The sequence below is a fragment of the Desulfitobacterium nosdiversum genome, assembly GCF_049860565.1.
GTDB classification, from domain to species: Bacteria; Bacillota; Desulfitobacteriia; order Desulfitobacteriales; family Desulfitobacteriaceae; genus Desulfitobacterium_A; species Desulfitobacterium_A nosdiversum.
In genome coordinates, this window is record NZ_CP172056.1 from 2,050,041 (window position 1) to 2,071,960 (window position 21,920).

The following is a 21,920-nucleotide window of genomic DNA, read 5'->3' on the forward strand; positions in this document are numbered from 1 at the left end:
GGGGGGACCCAATGCCAGAATACGTGATTCAGCGCGGAGATGACTTTTATCGTTTAGCTCAACGATTTGGGGGAAACTGTGAAGATTGGCAGCTCGCAAATCCTGGAATCAATCCTGTGACTCTTCAGATTGGGCAGAAGGTAGTGCTGCCGCCGATTCTGAATTCTAAAGCCCGCGAGCAATATGCAGAATTAACTACGGGGGAAGGTAAAGAGTTTGCGGGAGATCATATGGATGATGTGGAGATGGAAATCGAAGGAGTTCGTTTTCGGATCAAAAGAATTGGTGAGAGCAAAATACCTCATGAAATACATCTGATTGTTCCGAGGACCGAAATCAGAAAAATACAGCCTCAAGGCGAGCAGGGACCGTGCGAAGTTCAAATCATGCTCAGTAATGTGGATATTGTGCATTCTCCTCGCTTAATGAGTGAGGGGGGAGGAACAAAAGCGGCAAGTGCAGCTCAGGCTACAAAACCAGCTTCCGGCGGAACATCATCAATGACTCAACCTTCTCGGCCAGGACAAAGCGAAGTATCTGGTTTGGCATCTGCAACCCAAAGCGGGCCCTATGGGGCGCAAAGTGAACAAAGCCCGCTGGCAAGAACACAGGAATTAGGTTCCGATATTCGAACGGACCGTCCGATTTTATTTCGGCAATAGACAAGAGACTAAGGATTAGAGATTATAGATAAGAGATCAGTCTAGTCGGGTGAGTCATTGGATTGACCCGGCTTTTTGAATTGCGGTAAATTCCGATTATATGTAAGATGAGGACGATTTGAGGTAATAATAAGATGGATGGGTTAAACGATCAAAAAGGAAACTAAAATAACGAATATCAACGGGAACTAGGCGGATAGGAAAAATTATGGTAGAATTTTATTGTATATAGAAAGGGGTTAATTGAATGAGCCGATTAGATAGAATTCGTACGAAGATGCGGGAACAAAAACTGGATGCTTTTGTGCTCACTTCGCCAGAAAACCGACGCTATATGAGTGGATTTACCGGAACAAGCGCAATGCTTATAATAACTCTGGAAAAGGCATATTTACTTACGGATTTTCGATATATTCAACAAGCAACGGCTCAAGCTCCAGAATTTCAAGTGGTTAATAGCGGAGCCGGGTTTTATCCTTCATTAACAGAGCTGGCTTCACAAGCACATAAAGTCGGTTTTGAAGAGGACTATGTTAATTACGCCGATTACCTTCAATTGAAAGAAGCACTTCCTCAGGCAGAGCTGGTTCCTCGAGCCAAGATTCTAACGGATTTACGGGCCATCAAAGATGCGGAAGAGCTTGCGTGTATCCGTCAAGCGGTTAAACTTGCGGATGATGCTTTTGCTCATATTCTTAAGTTCGTTGATGTTGGCAAAACAGAAGAGGAAATTTCTTTAGAGCTTGAATTTGCAATGCGGCGTGCCGGGGCAAGCGGAGGATCCTTTGATTTTATCGTTGCTTCCGGTTTGCGATCTTCCATGCCTCACGGTGTAGCAAGTCCTAAAAAAGTTCAGCAGGGTGAACTTTTGACAATGGACTTTGGTGCAATTTATCAAGGATATTGTTCTGATATAACACGGACGATTTGTTTTGGCGAGCCGACGGAAAAGCAGCGCGAAATATATGATGTTGTCCTTCAAGCTCAAAAGGCAGGAATTGCGGCGCTTAAACCCGGAATTCAAGGTAAAGAAGTAGATGCAGCGGCTCGAAAAGTTATTGCTGATGCAGGCTATGGAGACAAATTCGGACATGGTTTAGGGCATTGCGTTGGACTTGCGATTCATGAGAATCCGAATTTAAATTTAAGAGAAGAACAAATTTTAGAGCCGGGAATGGTCATTACAATTGAACCCGGGATTTATATCCAGGATTGGGGCGGCGTACGTATTGAAGATATGGCCTTAATCACGGAAAATGGCTGTAAGGTCTTGACACAGGCGCCGAAGGAGTTCATTATTATTGAGTAAATTTTTTTGCGAGAACTCTTTCCCTAAAAAGAATTAGATTTTTGGGCCGACGAAAGTATTTCACTTTTGAGCGGGACAAGCTAAGATAATATTTATATTTTAGGAGGAATATGATTTTATGATTTCTACGAGCGACTTCAAGACTGGTTTAACCATTGAGATTGAAGGTGACGTTTACACAATTGTTGAGTTCCAGCATGTTAAACCGGGAAAAGGTGCTGCCTTTGTACGTACAAAGCTTAAAAATTTAAAGACGGGTGCAGTTGTCGAGCGTAAATTTAATGCGAGTGAAAAAGTTGAGACAGCTCATGTTGAACGTCGTGATATGCAATATCTTTATAAAGATGGAGATCATTTTGTGGTCATGGACAATGAGAGCTATGAACAAACGGGCCTTACTGAAGAACAAATTGGTGACGGTGTCAAATGGCTTAAGGAAAATATGAATTTAGGGGTACTTTTGTTTAATGGGACTGTAATCGGAGTTGATCTCCCGAATACAGTACAATTGACGGTTGCTCACACTGAGCCTGGAGTAAAGGGAGATACTGCAACAGGCGGTTCCAAGCCGGCAACATTGGAAACGGGAGCCATTGTTCAAGTTCCATTCTTTGTCAATGAGGGAGAAGCCTTAATCATTGATACCCGTACAGGAAACTATGTACAACGTGCTTAATTAAATATTTATTGGATTAAAATTCCTCCTTCGGGGTAAGCTTTGTCTATAAACCAGACGAGCTTCGCGGGGGAGGTTTTTTATTGTATGAAATTAAGTGTCATTCCTTTGGGCGGAACGGGCGAAATTGGCAAAAATCTGCTCGTTTTTGAATATGAAGATTCTATAGTTGTCATTGACGGCGGGGTAAAATTTCCCGATGACGAGCTGTTAGGAATAGATTTAGTGATACCGGATATCAGCTATCTTGAAAAAAGATTAGATAAGATCAAGGGGGTTTTTATTACCCATGGACATGAAGATCATATTGGCGGATTGCCTTTTATTTTGCCTAAATTGAACGTTCCAGTCTATGCAACGAGGCTGACCATCGGCTTAGTACGCGCAAAAATGCAAGAACGGGGAGGCTATCCGGAATCGCTTTTGCGCATTCTTGAACCGGGTCAGCCGATCCAGGCCGGAGAGATTGAAGTTGAAGCGTTTCGGGTAACCCATAGTATTCCTGATGCTGTAGGGTATTCTCTGCTAAGCCCGGTTGGACGGGTGATCTACACAGGGGATTTTAAAGTGGATTATACGCCCATTGACGGACAAGAGATGGATTTAGCAAAATTGGCAGCTTGGGGAAAAGAGGGAGTTCTTGCCCTTCTTTGCGATTCCACGAATTCCGAACGCCAAGGCATGACGATGTCTGAAAAAGTAGTCGGCAAGACCTTAAAGGATTGGTTCGCTCGAGCTGAAGGAAAAGTTATTATGGCGACGTTTGCCTCGAATGTTCACCGCATTCAACAGGCTGTAAATGCCGCGGCCGAGCTTAAACGTAAAGTCTGTGTAATCGGTCGGAGTATGGAACAAGTGGTTCGTACAGCAAATGAACTCGGATATTTACATTTTCCCGAAGAGGACATGCTTGTTGATGCAAGCGCTATTCAGGACATATCGCCTTCCCGGTTGCTCGTTTTGACTACAGGAAGTCAGGGAGAACCTTTAGCGGCTTTAACGCGAATGGCAACGGGAAGCCATCGGCTAATTACGGTAGCACCCGGCGATATGGTCATGATTGCGGCGACTCCTGTCCCCGGTAATGAAAAATTGATAGGACGGACTATCAATCATTTGTATCTAATCGGAGCGGAAGTCGTAACAAAAGATATGGGGCTTGTACACGTCTCTGGACATGCAAGTCAGGAAGAGATAAAGCTTATCATGCGCTTAACCCGGCCTAAATATATCATTCCGCATCATGGTGAAGTGCGGCATCAAGTTGCGGTGCGCAGACTCGCAAATTTACTGGGTTATGAAGACAGTCAAATTGCGATGACTAAGTTGGGTTCTCGAGTCGTTTTAACCCCAGATAAAATGGAGGTTGAAGAAAGAGTTGAGGCAGGCAGTGTTTATGTTGACGGCTTAGGAATTGGTGATGTAGGCCAAATTGTTCTTCGTGATCGCCAACAGCTTTCTCAAGATGGAGTTGTTGTCGTCGTTGCCGCTTTAACACGCGGCAAAGGAGGAGCAAATTCGATCATATCCGGTCCGGATATCATATCCCGCGGATTCACCTTTATGAAAGAAGCCAATGATCTAGTTGAAGGGGCCAAAAAAGTGGCCTCCACGGCGCTTGAGAGCCAAATTACGCAAGAAAGCTGGGAATGGGGAGTATTACGAGGGGCGATCCATGAAAGCTTAAGCAACTATTTCTGGGATAGAACACGCCGGCGGCCCATGATTCTTCCGGTTTTAGTTCAGGTTTAAAATGCATCTAAGCCTAATTAAGAAACTATTACAAATACGTAAGAACTGTCAGATAAAAGCTATGACAGTTCTTATTTTTTGGGGAGAAGATGTCTAATTTGATCAAGCTGTACATACCTTTTAACAAAGGGGGACAGAGGTGTGTCGTTACATTATAGTTTAGTTTTATCTCAACCCAAAAAAGAACCAGGACTTCTCGATCATTTAAATGTTATTCCTGTTCCCGATCGTATTGAAGTCATCGTTAAACGGTTATGTGACTCTCTTCGCGAAATTATCATGAGCGCTAAAGAAGTACCTTGGGCGGAAATTGAAGAAATCAGGATTAGAGTATCAAAGCCGCTCTTGCTGCGGGGCAAAGATCAAGAGTATTTTCTTGATTCTCTGGGAAAAACGGTTGCTCAGGATAAAGCTTATAAAATTAAGAAAGAAGATGTAATGCAGACGCTTGAGCGTATGACTCAGAGTTCGCTGTATGCCGCAGAAGAAGAACTAAAGCAAGGCTTTTTAACATTACCCGGCGGACATCGAGTCGGAGTAACGGGAGAGGCTGTCCTCAAGAATGGTTTTATTCAAAATTTAAAGCATATTTCGAGCCTGAATATCCGCTTAGCGTTAGATATCTCGGGACAGGCGAAGATGATTTTACCTTATTTGAAACGACCCGACGGATCTCTTTATCATACGCTTATCCTTTCTCCGCCGCGAGCGGGTAAAACAACCCTACTTCGGGATTTGATCCGTTGTTTAAGTGAAGGTGTACCCGGGGTAGCAGCCAGTGGAAAAACAATAGGCGTTGTCGATGAACGCGGTGAGATTGCCGGAATGTGGCAGGGTTATCCGACGTATGATTTAGGCTGCAGGACCGATGTCTTGGATGGATGTCCTAAAGCATCGGGAATGAGCATGTTGATTCGTTCCATGTCTCCTCAAGTTATCGCGGTGGATGAGCTTGGCCATCCTCAAGATGTAGAGGCGGTACTTGATGCATTGCGCAGCGGAGTCAGTGTTCTCAGCACAGCACATGCGGAGAATGGGGATGATGCGAAGGCGCGGCCTGTACTCAAAGCATTGTTTGAAAAGAGTGTTTTTGAGCGCTTAGTCCTTTTAAGCCGCCGCAGGGGACCGGGAACGGTGGAAAGCATTTTTGATTTAAGGACTAATACCGATTTAAAGCTGAACTAAGAGGGTGAAGGAATGGTTATCTTTTCAGCGATTATTTTAATTTTGAGTTGTGGAAGTCTCGGATTGTATTTGGCCGCAAGAATTAAAAAACGTCCAGTGGAGTTAAGAGAAGCTTTGACCGCTTTAACCCTGCTTGATACGGAAATTCTTTGGGGAAGTACCCCTTTGCCGGAAGCCTTTTCAGTGCTTAAAGAACGTACCGAAGGTTCGTGGAAAAGCTTTTTCGCTGAGCTTGAGCGTCAGGTTCAGGAGGGAACGAGCGCTTATATGGCATGGCAAGAGACCATTAAAAAAGAAGAGAAAAATTTTTGCTTAAAACCTGAGGACTGGCAGGTGATTCAAAATGTGGGTAAAGGACTGGGCCGTTCAGATCATCAAGAACAGCACAAGCAGCTGGAACTTGTTAAACAGCAGCTTCGCAGTCTGCAGGAACAGGCCTTATTAACGTGTGACAAACAAGCGAAAATGTGGTCCTATTTAGGTTTCCTTTGCGGCATAGCCGGGGTCATTTTTCTGATTTAATAAGCTAATTTCAATATAAACATTGCGACATATGGTCGAGAAAGGAAGAAAAGTATGTCCTTTGAGATGATTTTGAAAATAGCAGGAATTGGACTATTAGTGGGGATTTTAGTCATCGTTCTTGATCAGGCAAACCGGAAAGAAATCAGCCAGTTAACGGTATTAGCCGGTGTGGTCGTCGTTTTGTATATTGTCGTCCAGGCTGTAGGAGACTTGTTTAGCCTTGTGAAGAGTGTATTTCAACTTTACTAGGGGGCCTGAGCGTGGAAATATGGCAAATCGTTGGATTGGGATTGATTGTTGCTATTATTGGGACGGTTTTAAAAGAAGTAAGACGCAATGAAATCGCAATTCAAATGGTTATTTTAGCAGGGACAATAATTTTTGTACTTGTCTTAGACAAGATAAAAATTATCGTCGATTTACTGCAGGGGCTTGCAGAACAAGCGAATATCAGCTCTTATTATTTGTTTATTGTCTTAAAAATTGTAGGAGTAGCTTATCTTGCCGAATTTGGGGCTGATATTTGCCGTGATGCTGAACAAAAGGCTTTAGCCGCAAAAATTGAGCTGGCGGCTAAAATCGGCGTCTTGGTATTAGCAATGCCCATTATCGTGGCCATTCTCGAGTCAATCAAGCGACTCGTTCCGTGAGGTGAAAAACATGCGGCGAAGGTTAATGTTGTTGCTTATCTTTTTTTTATTCCTGGGTTGGACAACTCCTGGTTTGGCCCAGGCGGAAAATTCGTCGGATATAGGAAATGACTCCAATATCAAAGTAGAAATTAATTCTGATGCGAGCAATAGCCAAGCATCCAAAGGTGGAAGTTCTGCGTCTCAAAGCAACACGACATCAACCGCCGATTTAGGTAAACAAGTCGATTTAAGCCAGGTTCGCGGCTTTCTCGAGCACATTGACCAAGATGTCAAAGAATCTGTTCCGAACTTATCCTTAAGCCAAATTTTTGAAGATCTGCGTCAGGGAAAAATAAGCTTAAATCCCACGGAATTAAGTCGTAACTTACTGACCTTTTTAAGCAAGGAAATCTTAAAAAGCGGTCCGCTTATCGGGAAGCTTCTATTCTTAGCCGTTTTAATCGCTATTCTGCAGCAGCTTCAAAATGCCTTCACTGGGGATAGCCTTGGAAAAATGGTAAAGAGTTTGAGTTACCTGGCATTGATGGGGATTGCCCTAGCTGCCTTTCAGGAAACTTTAAAGGCGGCGACAGGAGCAATTGATGAAATGACAGGTTTTATGCAGACATTATTTCCGGTCATGATGACGCTCCTCCTAGCCATGGGAAATGTAACAACCGCGGCTTTATTTAAGCCGATCGTTATCGGGAGTCTAACCTTATTAGCGACAGTAATGAAGAACGTTATTTTACCCTTATTCTTTTTAACGGCTGTTCTTAAGCTATTCAATAATATTTCCGGCGAATTTAAACTGGGGAAGCTTTCAAGTTTATTCGAATTTGCGGGGAAAATGAGCATCGGGGTATTAATGACCGTGTTTATAGGAATTATGACAATTCAAGGCGTAACAGGGGGGGTTGCGGACGGGGTTGTTCTTAGAACGGCGAAATATTCCGCAGATCTTATTCCTGTTGTTGGAAAGTTTTTTAAGGATGCCGTTGAATTAGTAGCAAGTTCGGGTTTGCTTCTGAAAAATTCTCTAGGCATTATTGGAATTTTAGCAATTGCCCTGCTTTGTATTGGTCCGGTAGTTCGTATCGCGGCCATGATTTTCGTTTTTAAAATTTCTGCAGCTTTAGTTGAACCCCTGGGATTAAAGGAGCTTTCAGACAGTCTTCAAGATATATCAAAAAGCCTGGTCTATATCTTTGCTTCCGTTGCTTCCGTTGCCATTATGTTTTTTATCAGCATCGCGGTTGTTGTGGGGGCAGGAGATCTGTCCGTCATGTTGAGATAAGGAGGGAAATGCTTGGAAAGCTTGCAAACACTAGTACGCAATTTAGCCATTATAATTTTAATGGCTAATTTCCTGGAAATGCTTCTTCCCTCGAAATCGATGCAGGGGTTTGTCAAGTTAATCATGGGTCTTTTTGTGATTTCAGCAGTGCTGGGTCCTGTAACATCTTTGCTTCATCTTCCTCTGAATCTAAGTGTTCCCGCATGGACGGAAGTCAACTCTCACGATATGCCTGTTCTTGCAGGAAATAATGGACTTCAGGCAGGCAAGGATGCTGTGCAGGAACAATTTAAGCTTATTTTGAAAAACCAAATTGAAGCCTTAGTTCTTGGAGTAAAAGGAGTTGAAAAAACGGATGTGGAGATACAGTTTGAGGAGAGCGCCGGAGGGCTTATGGACCAGCCTAAAGTGGAACGGGTAAGTATACATGTTAATTCTACTCAAACGGAAATTAAAAGTGTTGAACCCATTACTCTGGGTAAATTTGGCGGACAATCGCAATCTGAGGCTGATGATAAATCTCAATCTGATTCTAAATCTCAGCCTCAGTCTCAGTCTCAGTCTGAAAGAACTCAGACTATCCAAGAAAGAGTTTCAGCTTTGCTCCAAATTCCTAAGGATCGAATTTCTGTAACCGAAAATTAATGGATAAAGGCAAAATAAGAATGGAGGATGATAAGCATGAAGTTGTTTGAAGAAAAATCACCTAAGCTGCTGATATCAATAATTGGAGCCATTGCCATAGCTGTAGTTTTAATGCTTACCAATAAAGGCAGTTCAGGTGTGGGATCAAAAGCGGCCCAGCAGCCGGTAGCGCAAAACGCGTCAAGCGAATCAACGCACATTGAGCTTTTAGAAAAAGACCTTGAGAACAAATTAGTTCAGAATTTGCAGCAAATGACAGGAGTTGGCCGAGTTCAAGTATCTGTCACGTTATCGTCCTCGCTGAAATCTGATTTTGCGACCAGTGGAAGTGTTACAAAAAAGACGATTAAAGAATCAGATAAGGCAGGAGGAACGCGTGAGTCCTCTGAGGTAACGGAAAATACTCAGCTTGTTGTACCTAACGGAGCAAGCCAACCTGTTGTCGTCATGGAGGAACGTCCGGCAGTCGCAGGGGTACTCATCATAGCGGAAGGTGCCAAAGATCCCGTAATCCGTGAAAACATCCATAACGCAGTGAAAACCCTTCTGGATATTTCCACGAATAAGATCACAGTTCAGCCGATGGAGGGAGTTTAAATGCATATTCTTATTCATTTGCCTCAGAGCCTTTCCAACAAGAGGGTTCGGGTTGGTATTTTAAGTGGAAGCATCTTTTTTATTATTGGTTTGCTTATAGTGGGATGGGCTTTAACGAAAAATCAGCCAACGCATTTTACGGGAAAGAATACACTCGCAGTGAATGCTCAAATCGAGGGACAAAATATTCAATTCTCAAGTGAAGCGGCAAAGCCGAAACTGCAAGGACAAAACTATTTTGTAAATTATAGGCTGCAACGCGAACAATCCCGGCAGGAAGAGAAAACTATGCTATCCGCTGTGCTTAATTCAAATATTGCGGCAACCAAAGAAGATGCTCAAAAAAAGTGGCTTCAATTGACCAATAGAATTAGCAAAGAGGACGAAATAGAAAACTTACTTAAAATAAAAGGGTTTCAAGATGCTATAGCCGAAGTTGCTCCTAACAGTGTCAATGTTTTTATTTACGCGCCGTCCGTTACTCCAAATGAAATAAGTATTATTCAGAATATCGTACAACAGGCGACGCCTGTTCACTTAGATCAAATAAATATTTCGGTTAGAAATCCTTAAGACGCGAGAGTTAATATTATATAGTATAAATTCTAATAACATAGTAAATTAATTTTAAGAAATAAATAAAAGTTCAATTGGCTTGCAGGAATTATTCGATTTAAAACGAATTAAACTAAACGTACGATTCAATACAAGGGTTCGAGCTTGAATTGCTGACTTTTATATGAAGGATTTCTAGGTCGAGAGAGAGGACTATTGAATGAGCAAAATTCTTGTCGCTGATGATGCCATATTTATGCGTTTAATGATACGCCAAATTCTAGCTCGCCGAGATTCTATTGAAATATGGGAAGCAGAAAATGGGCAAGTGGCAATTGAGCTTTTCCGTGAACACCGGCCTGACTTAACATTCTTGGATATTACAATGCCGATAAAAGATGGACTGGAGACTCTTGAAGAGATATTAGCCATCGATAACCAAGCAAAAATCATTATGTGCAGTGCTGTTGCCCAGGAAAAAGTGGTACAAAACGCAATTCAAAAGGGAGCAACAGACTTTTTAATAAAACCCTTTCGACCGAATCAACTTTTAGAGACTGTTAATAAATATTTGAGAAAATGACAGTACCCCCTATTGCATAATGACCGTGCAGAGGGGGTTATTTGTTAGAAAATAAACAGTTAAAAGCCAACATAATTTGACTTTATACTGTATACTTGTGCCAGTTTCATTGAAAAAGGTTTTTTAGACTCATATAATAAAATATAAGTTTTTGAAAGCAAAAAACAATAATTCTGAATTGAGTGGCAAAGGGACTTTGGAGTAATTTCAAAAATAGTGAAAACCTTCCCATTTTTTAGGGAATTGATTTTTGAAGATTCAGAGAGGAGAAAGAGAAACAGTGAGAAAAGTCAAGATTACAGACACAACGCTGCGTGATGCTCACCAAAGCTTATGGGCAACACGTATGCGGACTGAGGATATGCTACCAATTCTCAAAGATCTTGATGATGTAGGGTATCATTCGCTCGAAGTATGGGGAGGAGCAACATTTGACGTCTGCTTGCGTTTTTTAGGAGAAGATCCTTGGGAACGTTTGCGACTCATTAAGAAAGAAGTTACCAAAACCCCGCTACAAATGCTTCTAAGAGGTCAATCTTTAGTAGGATATCAACATTATCCTGATGATGTCGTCCGTGAATTTGTTCAGTTAAGCGTTAAAAACGGAATTGATATCATTCGGATTTTTGATGCCTTAAATGATGTACGAAATATGGTTGTTCCTATTCAGGCAGCCAAGGACGCAGGGGCCCATGTTCAGGCGTCGGTTGTCTACACCATAAGCCCTGTTCATTCTATAGAACACTATCTTGAAACAGCACGTGAATTAGTGGAATTAGGTGCTGACTCGATTTGTATTAAAGATATGGCTGGATTATTGACGCCGATGAAAGCTTATAAACTTGTATCCCTCATGAAAGAGCAGCTTGGAGTCATGGTTCAGTTGCATACACACTATATCGGCGGGATGGGAACTATTGCCTATGTGAAAGCAGCTGAGGCAGGTGTCGATGTTGTTGATACTGCGAGCGTTCCCCTTGCTTTTGGCGCAAGCCAGCCTCCGGTTGAACTTGTAGTACGTGCTTTAGAGGAATATGAGTTTGCTCCGGACCTTGATATTCCTCATCTTTTCAGAATTGCTAATTATTTTGAAGAGCTTCGCAAGAGCCGGGGACATGAACGTGGAATTACGCGTATTTCTGATATGCGTGTCTTCGAGCATCAAGTGCCAGGCGGCATGATTTCAAATCTTGTTTCTCAACTCGAAGAACAGAAAGCTTTAAATCGGATTAACGAGGTACTTGACGAAATACCTCGTGTTAGGGCAGAATTGGGTTATCCGCCGCTGGTTACCCCTACAAGTCAGATCGTAGGGACACAGGCTGTATTAAACGTACTGAGCGGGGAAAGATATAAATTAGTGCCTGGCGAAGTTAAGGCTTATGTCAGCGGCTTGTATGGAAAACCACCTGCCGAAGTTGATTTAGCTATCCAGAAAAAGATTATCGGTGATGAAATACCTTTAACTGTTCGACCTGCGGATCAACTTAAACCAGGGCTTGATAAGGCTGAGCACGAAATTGCTGGTCTGGCCCAATCACGTGAAGATGTTCTCAGCTATGCAATGTTCCCACAAGTAGCCAAAAAGTTCTTTTTGGAAAGGAAAAACGGAGGGCATAAACACGTTGCTGAAGGACAACCTGCAATTTCTAAGGAGGATTCAAAAATGAATTTAAAAGAGATTAAAGAACTTATTAAAATTCTTGGCGAAACCGATATTGCTGATTTTAATCTGGAAAGTGAAGGCGTTAAGGTTGCCATTCGCAAGGGAAGCGCGCTTACAGCATCAGCTCCCACAGCAGCACTTCCTGCTATGGCTACGGTTGCAGTACCAGCCGCTCCAGCTCCCGCAGCACCAGCCCCAACAGCTGCACCCGCTGCAGAAGCAAGTGTAAAAGCAAACTATGAGTATATTAAAGCTCCAATGGTTGGTACGTTCTACCGTACACCGGCTCCAGATGCAGATCCTTTTGTTGAATTAGGACAATCGATTAAAGTGGGTCAAACAGTCTGCATTGTTGAGGCCATGAAACTTATGAATGAGATTGAGTCTGAATTTGACGGAAAAGTCGTTGAAGTATTAGTTGAAAATGGGCAGCCGGTAGAATTTGGTCAACCGTTGTTTGCCATCGAAAAATAGGGAGTATAGGCATGTTTAAAAAAATCCTGATTGCTAATCGCGGTGAAATTGCGCTTCGTATTATTCGAGCCTGCCGCGAAATGAATATTGAAACCGTTGCCGTGTTCTCAGAAGCAGACCGAGATTCTTTGCATGTTAAAGCTGCGGATCAAGCCGTTTGTATTGGTCCGTATCCCTCAGCTAAAAGCTACCTTAACATTCCCAATATCATCAGTGCAGCTGAATTGACGGGCGTCGATGCCATTCATCCTGGCTATGGCTTCCTTTCAGAGAATGCACGGTTCGCTGAAATATGTGAGTCCTGCGGGATTACGTTTATCGGACCGAGTCCTCGTGCGATTGAAACGATGGGTGATAAAGCAACTGCACGTAAAACGATGATCGAGGCAGGTGTTCCTGTTGTACCTGGCTCGAAGGAAGTTATTGTAGACCTGGAATTAGCAGCTCAGACGGCTGAAGAGATTGGTTATCCTGTTCTGATTAAAGCTTCCGCCGGCGGCGGGGGAAAAGGAATGCGGATTGCTCAGAACGATAAAGAACTGATTAAATCGATTCAGGCTGCACAAAATGAGGCGCAGGCTGCTTTCGGAAATTCTGAGGTATACTTGGAAAAGTATGTTGAAGAACCGCGCCATATTGAATTCCAGATCCTTGCCGATAAATTCGGAAATATTGTCCATTTGGGAGAACGGGATTGTTCCTTGCAACGTCGTAATCAAAAACTTTTAGAAGAGTCTCCGTCGACGGCTTTAACGCCAAAGCTTCGTAAGGCGATGGGAGAGGCTGCAATTAAAGCTGCCAAAGCGGCTGATTATTCAAGTGTAGGAACGATTGAGTTTCTATTGGATAAGCATAATCACTTTTACTTTATCGAAATGAATACCCGTATTCAGGTAGAACATCCGGTTACGGAACTTGTCTCAGGCATTGATCTTGTGAAGGAACAGATAAAAATTGCAGCCGGCGAAGCGCTTCAGTTCAAACAAGAAGACATTCAAATCAGAGGCTGGGCAATCGAATGCCGTATCAATGCAGAGAATCCGGATAAGAATTTTATGCCTTCCCCGGGAACGATTGAGTTCTATCATATTCCAGGCGGACCAGGCGTACGCGTCGACAGCGCAGCTTATCAAGGATATTCGATCCCTCCATACTATGATTCGATGGTCGGGAAATTGATTGTTTGGGGCGCAACCCGTGAAGAAGCAATCCTAAGAATGCGGCGGGCTTTAGATGAGTTTGTGATTGAAGGAATTCATACAACGATACCCTTCCATCTTAAAGTATTGGACAATGCCTTCTTCCGCAGAGGCGAAGTTTATACCAACTTTATTCAACGTCGGATTCTTGGAGAATAATGAAAAGGGAGTGTCGCAAACTACTTTTTAAAGTAGAAAGCGATGCTCCTTTTTGCTTTATGGGTATAAAAATGTATTGTAAGTTGAGAAAGAGGCTGCTGTTCACGAACTATTCAGTTTCGTTTTACAACGGTCCCTTTTTTGTGTGTATATCGGATTTTTTAATGAACAGGGAGGAATATGAATTAGTAGATAGAAATTATAATAAATAGAAATTAAAATAAAATATATAATTGTATTTATTTAATCACTTACAAAGTATGAGAGAGGTAATTTTTATGAATCGAACACAGTTAAACGATGTTGCCAAGCTGCCGAAAGAATATCATGATTTTTGGATGCAAGTTTCTCATGTCATACCTCAATCTCGAATGTTTTGTGATCCGCTCTACACGTTAGCCTACGGAATCGATGCCAGCTTTTATCGGCTTATTCCGAAAGTGGTGCTTAAGGCGAATACGACAGAAGAAATTAAGGAAATTTTAGAGGCCTCACAGAAGTTTAAAGTTCCGGTTACTTTTCGGACGGCGGGGACAAGCCTCTCAGGACAAGCAGTGACAGATGGAGTTCTTGTCGTTTTAAAAGGGGGATGGAGAGGATACAGAATTTCCAATAATGGAGAGAAAATTGCCTTGGAACCAGGTATTATCGGAGCGGAAGCAAATCGATATTTAAAACCGTTTGCTCGTAAAATTGGACCAGATCCCGCTTCAATTGATTCGGCAATGATTGGGGGTATGGCAGCGAATAATTCCAGTGGAATGTGTTGCGGTACTGCCGATAATAGCTATCAAACGGTAGAGGAAATGAAGATTATTTTTGGAGATGGGACAGTTCTGGATACTGGAGATAAGACATCCTGTGACGATTTTATCAAGACACACTCAGCGTGGGTAAGAGAAATAGAAAAGATTCAGGATGAGATTCATGACGATCCTCAACTTACGGAAATGATCCATCATAAATATAAAATAAAAAATACAACGGGTTATAGTCTTAATGCATTTGTAGACTACACGGATCCTATCGAAATTATTAAGCACCTCATGATTGGGTCTGAGGGAACGTTGGGGTTTATTGCTGAAATTACGTATCGTACAGTAATCGAACATCCTCACAAGGCATCTGCTTTAATCTTTTACCCGGATATGGAACAGGCTTGTCTTGCAGTTCAGCGGCTCGATCGAAATTCTGTCTCAGCAGCTGAGTTAATGGATCGAATTTCTCTCAAAACGATGGAAGATAAACCGGGAATGCCCGAATATCTTAAAACACTTTCACCGACAGTAACAGCCCTTCTTGTTGAGGTACGAGCTGCTGATCCTGAGTTATTAGATCAAGCGACGACGCGAGTGGCTGCCCTCCTTGAAGGAATCCCCACAGTGCTTCCTCTGAAATTTACGGCAATCAAAGCGGAGTATGAGAATCTATGGAATATTCGTAAGGGAATTTTCCCGGCAGTGGGTGCCATTCGACCTTTAGGTACGGGAGTTATTATCGAGGATGTAGCCTTTCCTAGAGAGAATCTAGCTGAGGCTGCAATTGCCTTGCGAAATATTCTTGATAAATATGATTATAAAGATGCAATTATTTATGGGCATGCCTTGGATGGGAACCTTCACTTTGTTTTTACGCAAGATTTTGGACAGCCAGAGGATCTGCCTCGTTATGAGGGATTGATGCGCGATGTTGGTGAATTAGTGGTTCAGCGCTATGGCGGATCGCTTAAGGCGGAGCACGGAACCGGCCGGAATATGGCGCCGTTTGTTGAACTGGAGTGGGGAAACAAAGCATATTTAATGATGAAACGTCTTAAGAATGCGTTTGATCCGAAGAATCTCATTAATCCGGGTGTAATCCTTAATGATAATCCCCATGTCTATTTGGAGAACCTAAAAAATATGCCTCAGGCTCATGCAATAATCGATACGTGTACAAACTGCGGTTTTTGCGAGGCAATATGTACTTCGAAGAATCTTACCTTAACCCCGCGGCAGCGGATTGTTATCCAACGAGAAATTGCCGAACTTCGTCGTTCAGGGAAAGAACCGGAGCGATTAGAACGACTTGTGCAGGATTTTAAGTATGCAGGAAATCAAACATGCGCTGTAGATGGCTTGTGTGCAACAACATGCCCGTTGAGTATCAATACTGGAGATTTTGTAAAGGTACTAAGGTCCCAGGAAATTACGCCAAAAGGATATTGGGTGGCAAAAAAACTGGCGCGTCATATGGCTGGAGTTACAGGAGTAATGCAATGGGGACTTGGAGCAGTCAACAGCGCACATCACCTGTTAGGAACAGAAAAAATGAAAGCGCTGACCGAAGGAACTCGCAGAATGAGTGGAAATCGTTTACCTTTATGGAACCCCTGGATGCCGTCACGGGGCAAGGTTTCAAGTACCATCATACAGGCTGAGCCGAGGACAGACCGTAAGGCTGAATCAGATTCATTATTAAAGGTTGTCTATTTTCCAAGCTGCATCAGCCGTTCAATGGGACCTGCTAAGGACGACCGTGATCAGCGGCCTCAAAGTGAGGCTGTCTTATCCATCTTGGCCAAGGCTGGGTATGAGGTGATTATGCCGCCGAGGATGGAGGGTCTATGTTGCGGGATGCCCTGGTCAAGCAAGGGCTTTTTTGAGATAGCTGATCAAAAAAGCGCGGAGTTGGAAAAGGTTCTGTATGAAGCAAGCGAGCAAGGAAAATACCCGGTGCTTTGTGATACCAGTCCCTGCCTTTATCGGATGAAATCCGTGATGAATTCGCTGAACCTCTATGATCCGGTGGAGTTTATTCATGATTTTCTGTTAGAACGTTTGGAGATTCACAAAATTCCGGAGACGGTGGCAATCCATGTCACGTGTAGTTCAGTCAAAATGAATTTAACAGGTAAATTCCGGGCGGTGGCAGAAGCGTGTGCTGAGCATGTCGTGCTTCCGGAAGATGTTCATTGCTGCGGGTTTTCTGGGGACAGGGGCTTTACGTTCCCTGAACTCAATCGTTCGGCACTTGCTTCGCTAAAGCCTTCCTTACCTTCCGAGTGCCATTCAGGGTACTCCAATAGTCGAACGTGTGAAATTGGCCTTTCACTGCATAGCGGAATTAGCTATCAGTCTATTGTGTATCTTGTCGACCGGTGTAGTAAGAGTATAGTCGGAATTTAGACAAATAATAAACAGGGGATGACTCATAAAAATTTGAGACATCCCCTGTTCTAAATACGCCGCGCAAACTTGACTTTGCCAGTTCTACTTACTTTTGTTATAATGACAGATGATAATATGAGGAAATATTAGGTTATGAGGTGAAGATATGGAGGATAAATTAACGGTTGATCATTCCTTCGGTGCGATTCGAATTGCAGATGAAGTTGTTGAGATTATAGCTGGATTAGCCGCTTCACAAGTGGAAGGAGTAGCCGGCATGAGCGGCGGCTTAGTTGGAGATATCGCATCTATGCTCAGCCGCGGTAAAAGTATGGCCAAAGGGGTTAAGGTTGAAGTCGGTGAACAAGAGGCAGCGGTCAATTTGTACTTGGTCGTTGATTACGGGGTTTCCATTCCAGATGTTGCTGTTCATGTCCAAGAGGCGGTTAAAGAGGGCATCGAGAGCATGACTGGCTTGAAAGTCGTAGAAACGAACGTTCATATCCAAGGCGTTCATTTTCGTCCTGCTCCCGAGCCAAAGGAAGATGATAATCGCGTTAAATAGAAAGAGCGATTTCCCCCCTGAAGTTCAGGGGGGATTACCGTTTGAAAGAGGTGGAAACTGTGATTGCCTACCTTGTAGGTGTTTTTTTCATAATTGCCGCTGGATGGATATTAGCTATTACCGTGGGTTGGAATCTTCCCTATGATGTTTTGGAACAAGCGCTTTTTTGGCTGAAGATACATCCTTGGGAAGATGTTGTCCTTTCGGCTTGTTTATTGGTTTTGGGAATTCTTCCTTTTCTCAGACCCCGTTCACAGCGTCATGAACAAACGTTTCTCACTTCTTCACAGTTAGGTGAGGTTCGTATGACCGGGGATGCGATGCAGGATATCATAAGACGGAGTGCTCAAATTCTGCCCGGTGTCCAGAACGTTCAACCGAATCTCAGACAAAGAGAAGATGGGTTGGAAGTCTTAGTTTATGTACAGCTTAAACCGGAGTTTATTATCCCGGATACAGCGGAAAAACTCCAGGGGAAAGTAAAAGAAGATGTTGAGCATTACACGGGAATAAAAGTTGCTGAGGTGAAAGTGCTGGTTCGCAGTCTGGAAGCTGCTCGCCAGTCACGCGTAAGATGAGTGGATTTTGGAGTGAACTCGCTCATAAAATAACCTTGTTTCTCTTGCGTATGCTTGAGGAACATCCCGGGAAATTGATTGGAACAAGTTTAGGGTTCTTCTTGGGATTATTAGTAGTGCTTTTAGGTTTTTGGAAAACACTTGTTGTCTTTGTTTTTGTAGGAATCGGCTTTGCGTTGGGTAAAAGGCAGGACGATCATAAGAAACTTTTTGACTGGTTAAATCGCTTTTTTGATTAGGAGGGCATCATGAGTCGGAGATTAGCGCGCGAAACTGCGCTCCAAGTTCTGTTTCAATTGGATATGAATGGGGAAGGCTCAGAGGTTGACAACATCATTCATCACTGGGCTGAGGAATTTGCAGTTCCGGAAATAAGTATTCCTTTTGCCGAAGAACTCATTAAGGGTACACTTGAGCACCAAGAGGAAATCGATAAAAAGCTAAGCGAATTATCTGAAGGCTGGGGTTTAAAACGAATGGGCAATGTTGATCGTAACCTCCTGCGCTTAGCCAGCTATGAGATCCTATATCGTTCCGATATACCGGGGAGAGTGACCTTAAATGAAGCCGTTGAAATCGCCAAGCTCTATGGGAGTGAGGAGTCGGCTAAGTTTATTAATGGAATTCTGGATAAGATTGTAGCCAGTGTTCAGAAAACGGAAGAGAAACTGTAATGGGGTATTATCTCGGAATTGACACAAGTGCTTATACAACATCCCTGGCACTAGTCAATGAACAAGAAGAGCTTCATTGGGAAGCACGAAAAATCCTTGCTGTACCTTCAGGGGAGAGGGGCCTTGCTCAATCTGAAGCGTTATTTCAGCATGTCCAGAATCTGCCTTGTTTAACCGCAGAAATCCCGGCGGATCTTTGGAGGGATATAGCGGGTATTGGTGTAAGCACAGCTCCAAGACCTGTAAAAGGATCCTATATGCCTGTTTTTACAGCTGGGTATGGAGTTGCTTCTTCATTGGCTTCTGCACTGAATGTGCCCTTATATCGGACAAGTCATCAAGAGGGGCATCTTGCGGCAGGCATATCTTCAGGAAAGTTAACTGAAATACAATTTTTAGCGATCCATCTTTCCGGTGGGACGACAGAGCTATTGCAAGTTGAAAAGAAAGAACCCGGAAAAATTCAGATTGATCTTCTCGGTGGGACAACCGATCTGCATGCCGGTCAATTTGTTGACAGGGTGGGGGTTCGCCTGGGTTTAGGTTTTCCTGCAGGCAAAGAATTAGAACGGTTGGCTCAAGATGCTGACCCAGGAGCGGCATCATTGCTTCCCTCATCCGTTAAAGGCTTTGAAGTGAGTTTTTCGGGAGTAGAATCGGCTGCACAGCGGTTGATTGATCAGCATGTTCCAGCCGCACAGGTGGCACGGGCAGTTGAAGGATGTGTAGCTCGAACGATAGCTAAATTGCTGCAGACAGGGATTGAAAAGACAGGGCTGAAGCATTGTTTGATTGTCGGCGGAGTTGCCTCAAATCAATTTATTCGTTCTGAATTAAATCACCGTTTAAACCACAAGGCTCAGCTCTATTGGGCTGAACCGGAATGGAGCAGGGATCAGGCTATTGGGGTAGCTCTTTTAACGTCTCAGGGGCTAAATGAAAAGATTATAACAGTGTCAATGGAGAAATAACTCTCCGGAATTATATTTTTAAAATGAAAATTACTTCTTGACGCAAATTTGGCCCTATGATATTCTTTAGTTAGAAAATTATAGGTCATTTTTTTTTGGACCATTATAGAGCGAGCGTTCCATCTCTATGGCCTGTAAAAATAGATAAAATGTTAGGAGGAATTGGATTAGCCAAAAGATAGCATTCACAATCACATGATATGAACTTAATTCGAAATTTTAAGGAGGAGGAAAAAATGAATATTATTGTATGTCTCAAACAGACTTTTGATACCGAAGCTAAAGTTGTTCTAGACAAGAATGGGAAAGTTGATCCTGCTGGTGTAACTTTAGTCATTAATCCGGACGATGAGTATGCAGTTGAAGAAGCAATCCGCCTTAAAGAAAAATTCGGAGGTGAAGTTATCGTTGTAGCGGTGGGTAACGATAGAACCCCAGAAGCAATCCGTACTGCTTTGGCAATGGGGGCCGATAAGGCGGCGCTGATTGATGACCCGGCTATGGCCGAAGCAGATTGTCAAGGTATAGCTGAAGTGTTGGCAAAATACATTTCAACCCTTAATTACGACATTATCCTGATTGGAAAAGATGATGTTGATACCAACTCATGCCAGATAGGCGTACGTTTAGCAGAAGTGCTTAATATACCTTCGGCTAACATGGTAACCAAATTAGAAATCGATGGAACAAAGATTACAACTGTACGGGAAATCGATGGCGGTAAAGAGACGCTCGAATTAAGCTTACCTGCGGTCATTGCTGCTCAGCAAGGTCTCAACGAACCCAGATATCCATCCGTACCCGGAATCATGAAAGCCAAAAAGAAAGAGCTTAAAAAGCTTAAACTTGCTGACTTGGGGATTGATCCATCAGATATAGGGTCAGAAATTCTAATAGAAAATATCACTTTACCAATAGCACGTCAAGCTGCTCGCATGATCCCTGGAGAAGCAGCACAGGCTGCCAGTGAATTAGCGAGAATCCTATCCATTGAGGAAAAAGTATTGTAAAAGGAGGACCATTGAAATGGCTAAAGGACTTTGGGTTTATGTAGAACAAAGTAACATGAAGATACGTAAAGCATCGCTAGAAATTATGAGTAAGGCCAGGGAAATTGCGGACCAAGCAGGTGATGAAGTTGTTGCAGTATTGCTCGGACAAGGGGTTGAAGCTTTAGCTAATGAAGTCATTCCTTATGGAGCAAATAAGGTGATTGTTGTTGATGATGCTCAGCTTGAAAAATATACGACAGGCACCTATACCTCAGTCATAAGCAAGCTAATTAGAGAATATGAACCCCAAGCTTTCTTGCTGGGTCACTCAGCCTTAGGCAGAGATCTGGCACCGCGCCTTGCCCAACGTCTCAGAGTATGCATGGCTGATGATTGTATCGCTATGGAATATGATCCCACAACTTATCTTACCTTCAAGCGCCCCATCTATACCGGCAGAGCGTTTGCTCAGGTTAAATTAACCTCTCGCCCGATTATTGCCACGATACGTCCTAATACCTTCAATGTAAGCGAACCTGATAATAATTGCCAGGCAGAGATTATTAAAAGGAATGCCCAAATCGAAGCGGCTGATTTACGGGCTATTGTTAAAGATATCGTTTTAGCAACTTCAAAACGTCCTGATTTAGTCGAGGCTAATGTTATCGTATCCGGGGGACGCGGTGTGAAGTCTGCCCAAGGTTTTGGAGTATTAGAAGAGCTGGCTGATGCAGTGGGCGGCGCAGTTGGCGCTTCTAGAGCAGCGGTTGATGCCGGTTGGATTGATATTAAGTATCAGATCGGACAGACAGGGAATGCCGTATCACCGACACTCTACATTGCGTGTGGTATTTCCGGAGCGATTCAGCATGTTGCAGGAATGAATAGTTCAAAGATAATTGTAGCTATTAACAAAGATCCGGAAGCAAATATATTTAAATATGCGGATTACGGAATAGTTGGAGACTTATTCGAAGTTGTTCCACTACTTACTGAAGAATTTAAAAAACTAGGAAGTCAATCAACAAATAACCAAATGACGGCGAAGTAAAAAACTTCGCTGTCCAATTCAATT

At 43.1% G+C, this 21,920-nt stretch carries 23 protein-coding genes; all 23 read left to right on the forward strand.

Features of this window, described 5'->3' with window-relative positions; all coding sequences use genetic code 11:
• Positions 1 to 11: 11 nt before the first annotated feature.
• Complete coding sequence (locus tag ACHOLT_RS09815; RefSeq protein WP_425807655.1) at positions 12 to 662, forward strand: LysM peptidoglycan-binding domain-containing protein; 651 nt, start codon at positions 12 to 14, stop codon at positions 660 to 662.
• Positions 663 to 909: 247 nt separating this feature from the next.
• Positions 910 to 1,971 carry a M24 family metallopeptidase gene (locus tag ACHOLT_RS09820; RefSeq protein ID WP_425807657.1) on the forward strand — a complete coding sequence of 354 codons (1,062 nt, stop codon included), beginning with the start codon at positions 910 to 912 and terminating at the stop codon, positions 1,969 to 1,971.
• Between the two features lie 118 nt (positions 1,972 to 2,089).
• Positions 2,090 to 2,647, forward strand: coding sequence for an elongation factor P (efp, locus tag ACHOLT_RS09825; RefSeq protein ID WP_425807660.1), 558 nt, complete (start codon positions 2,090 to 2,092; stop codon positions 2,645 to 2,647).
• A gap of 87 nt (positions 2,648 to 2,734) precedes the next feature.
• Positions 2,735 to 4,399 carry a ribonuclease J gene (locus tag ACHOLT_RS09830; protein ID WP_425807662.1) on the forward strand — a complete coding sequence of 555 codons (1,665 nt, stop codon included), beginning with the start codon at positions 2,735 to 2,737 and terminating at the stop codon, positions 4,397 to 4,399.
• Positions 4,400 to 4,540: 141 nt separating this feature from the next.
• Positions 4,541 to 5,584, forward strand: a complete 1,044-nt coding sequence (spoIIIAA, locus tag ACHOLT_RS09835; protein WP_425807664.1) for a stage III sporulation protein AA — start codon at positions 4,541 to 4,543, stop codon at positions 5,582 to 5,584.
• 12 nt (positions 5,585 to 5,596) lie between these two features.
• The gene (locus ACHOLT_RS09840) at positions 5,597 to 6,106 is read left to right on the forward strand and encodes a stage III sporulation protein AB (RefSeq protein WP_425807666.1); all 510 of its coding nucleotides are present in this window, start codon (positions 5,597 to 5,599) and stop codon (positions 6,104 to 6,106) included.
• Between the two features lie 54 nt (positions 6,107 to 6,160).
• Positions 6,161 to 6,358 carry a stage III sporulation protein AC gene (gene spoIIIAC / locus ACHOLT_RS09845; RefSeq protein WP_425807668.1) on the forward strand — a complete coding sequence of 66 codons (198 nt, stop codon included), beginning with the start codon at positions 6,161 to 6,163 and terminating at the stop codon, positions 6,356 to 6,358.
• Between the two features lie 11 nt (positions 6,359 to 6,369).
• A complete protein-coding gene (gene spoIIIAD, locus ACHOLT_RS09850; RefSeq protein ID WP_425807670.1) occupies positions 6,370 to 6,759 on the forward strand; it encodes a stage III sporulation protein AD in 390 nt (129 codons plus the stop codon).
• A gap of 10 nt (positions 6,760 to 6,769) precedes the next feature.
• The gene (gene spoIIIAE, locus ACHOLT_RS09855; RefSeq protein WP_425807671.1) at positions 6,770 to 8,038 is read left to right on the forward strand and encodes a stage III sporulation protein AE; all 1,269 of its coding nucleotides are present in this window, start codon (positions 6,770 to 6,772) and stop codon (positions 8,036 to 8,038) included.
• A 12-nt stretch (positions 8,039 to 8,050) separates the two neighbouring features.
• The gene (locus tag ACHOLT_RS09860) at positions 8,051 to 8,683 is read left to right on the forward strand and encodes a stage III sporulation protein AF (RefSeq protein ID WP_425807673.1); all 633 of its coding nucleotides are present in this window, start codon (positions 8,051 to 8,053) and stop codon (positions 8,681 to 8,683) included.
• Positions 8,684 to 8,719: 36 nt separating this feature from the next.
• Complete coding sequence (locus tag ACHOLT_RS09865) at positions 8,720 to 9,280, forward strand: stage III sporulation protein AH (RefSeq protein WP_425807674.1); 561 nt, start codon at positions 8,720 to 8,722, stop codon at positions 9,278 to 9,280.
• Positions 9,281 to 9,853 (forward strand): SpoIIIAH-like family protein, encoded by a 573-nt coding sequence (locus tag ACHOLT_RS09870; protein ID WP_425807675.1) that lies wholly within the window; start codon positions 9,281 to 9,283, stop codon positions 9,851 to 9,853.
• A gap of 202 nt (positions 9,854 to 10,055) precedes the next feature.
• A complete protein-coding gene (locus ACHOLT_RS09875) occupies positions 10,056 to 10,418 on the forward strand; it encodes a response regulator (protein WP_425807677.1) in 363 nt (120 codons plus the stop codon).
• A 280-nt stretch (positions 10,419 to 10,698) separates the two neighbouring features.
• Complete coding sequence (gene accB / locus ACHOLT_RS09880; RefSeq protein ID WP_425807680.1) at positions 10,699 to 12,558, forward strand: acetyl-CoA carboxylase biotin carboxyl carrier protein; 1,860 nt, start codon at positions 10,699 to 10,701, stop codon at positions 12,556 to 12,558.
• 11 nt (positions 12,559 to 12,569) lie between these two features.
• Positions 12,570 to 13,916: an acetyl-CoA carboxylase biotin carboxylase subunit gene (accC, locus tag ACHOLT_RS09885; RefSeq protein ID WP_425807682.1), complete on the forward strand. Its 1,347-nt coding sequence runs from the start codon at positions 12,570 to 12,572 to the stop codon at positions 13,914 to 13,916.
• Positions 13,917 to 14,194: 278 nt separating this feature from the next.
• A complete protein-coding gene (locus ACHOLT_RS09890; RefSeq protein ID WP_425807683.1) occupies positions 14,195 to 17,083 on the forward strand; it encodes an FAD-binding and (Fe-S)-binding domain-containing protein in 2,889 nt (962 codons plus the stop codon).
• A gap of 148 nt (positions 17,084 to 17,231) precedes the next feature.
• A complete protein-coding gene (locus tag ACHOLT_RS09895) occupies positions 17,232 to 17,630 on the forward strand; it encodes an Asp23/Gls24 family envelope stress response protein (protein ID WP_425807686.1) in 399 nt (132 codons plus the stop codon).
• Between the two features lie 50 nt (positions 17,631 to 17,680).
• Complete coding sequence (gene amaP, locus ACHOLT_RS09900) at positions 17,681 to 18,208, forward strand: alkaline shock response membrane anchor protein AmaP (protein WP_425807981.1); 528 nt, start codon at positions 17,681 to 17,683, stop codon at positions 18,206 to 18,208.
• Positions 18,205 to 18,447: a DUF2273 domain-containing protein gene (locus ACHOLT_RS09905; RefSeq protein WP_425807688.1), complete on the forward strand. Its 243-nt coding sequence runs from the start codon at positions 18,205 to 18,207 to the stop codon at positions 18,445 to 18,447. Before amaP ends, ACHOLT_RS09905 begins: the two co-directional genes overlap by 4 nt.
• Positions 18,448 to 18,456: 9 nt before the next feature.
• The gene (gene nusB, locus ACHOLT_RS09910; protein ID WP_425807691.1) at positions 18,457 to 18,882 is read left to right on the forward strand and encodes a transcription antitermination factor NusB; all 426 of its coding nucleotides are present in this window, start codon (positions 18,457 to 18,459) and stop codon (positions 18,880 to 18,882) included.
• Positions 18,882 to 19,853: an O-sialoglycoprotein endopeptidase gene (locus ACHOLT_RS09915; protein ID WP_425807694.1), complete on the forward strand. Its 972-nt coding sequence runs from the start codon at positions 18,882 to 18,884 to the stop codon at positions 19,851 to 19,853. The genes nusB and ACHOLT_RS09915 overlap by 1 nt, the downstream gene beginning before the upstream one ends.
• 236 nt (positions 19,854 to 20,089) lie before the next feature.
• Positions 20,090 to 20,863 (forward strand): electron transfer flavoprotein subunit beta/FixA family protein, encoded by a 774-nt coding sequence (locus ACHOLT_RS09920; RefSeq protein ID WP_425807696.1) that lies wholly within the window; start codon positions 20,090 to 20,092, stop codon positions 20,861 to 20,863.
• 16 nt (positions 20,864 to 20,879) lie between these two features.
• On the forward strand, positions 20,880 to 21,896 hold the full coding sequence (locus ACHOLT_RS09925; protein ID WP_425807699.1) for an electron transfer flavoprotein subunit alpha/FixB family protein: 1,017 nt from the start codon (positions 20,880 to 20,882) through the stop codon (positions 21,894 to 21,896).
• The last annotated feature ends 24 nt before the right edge of the window (positions 21,897 to 21,920 follow it).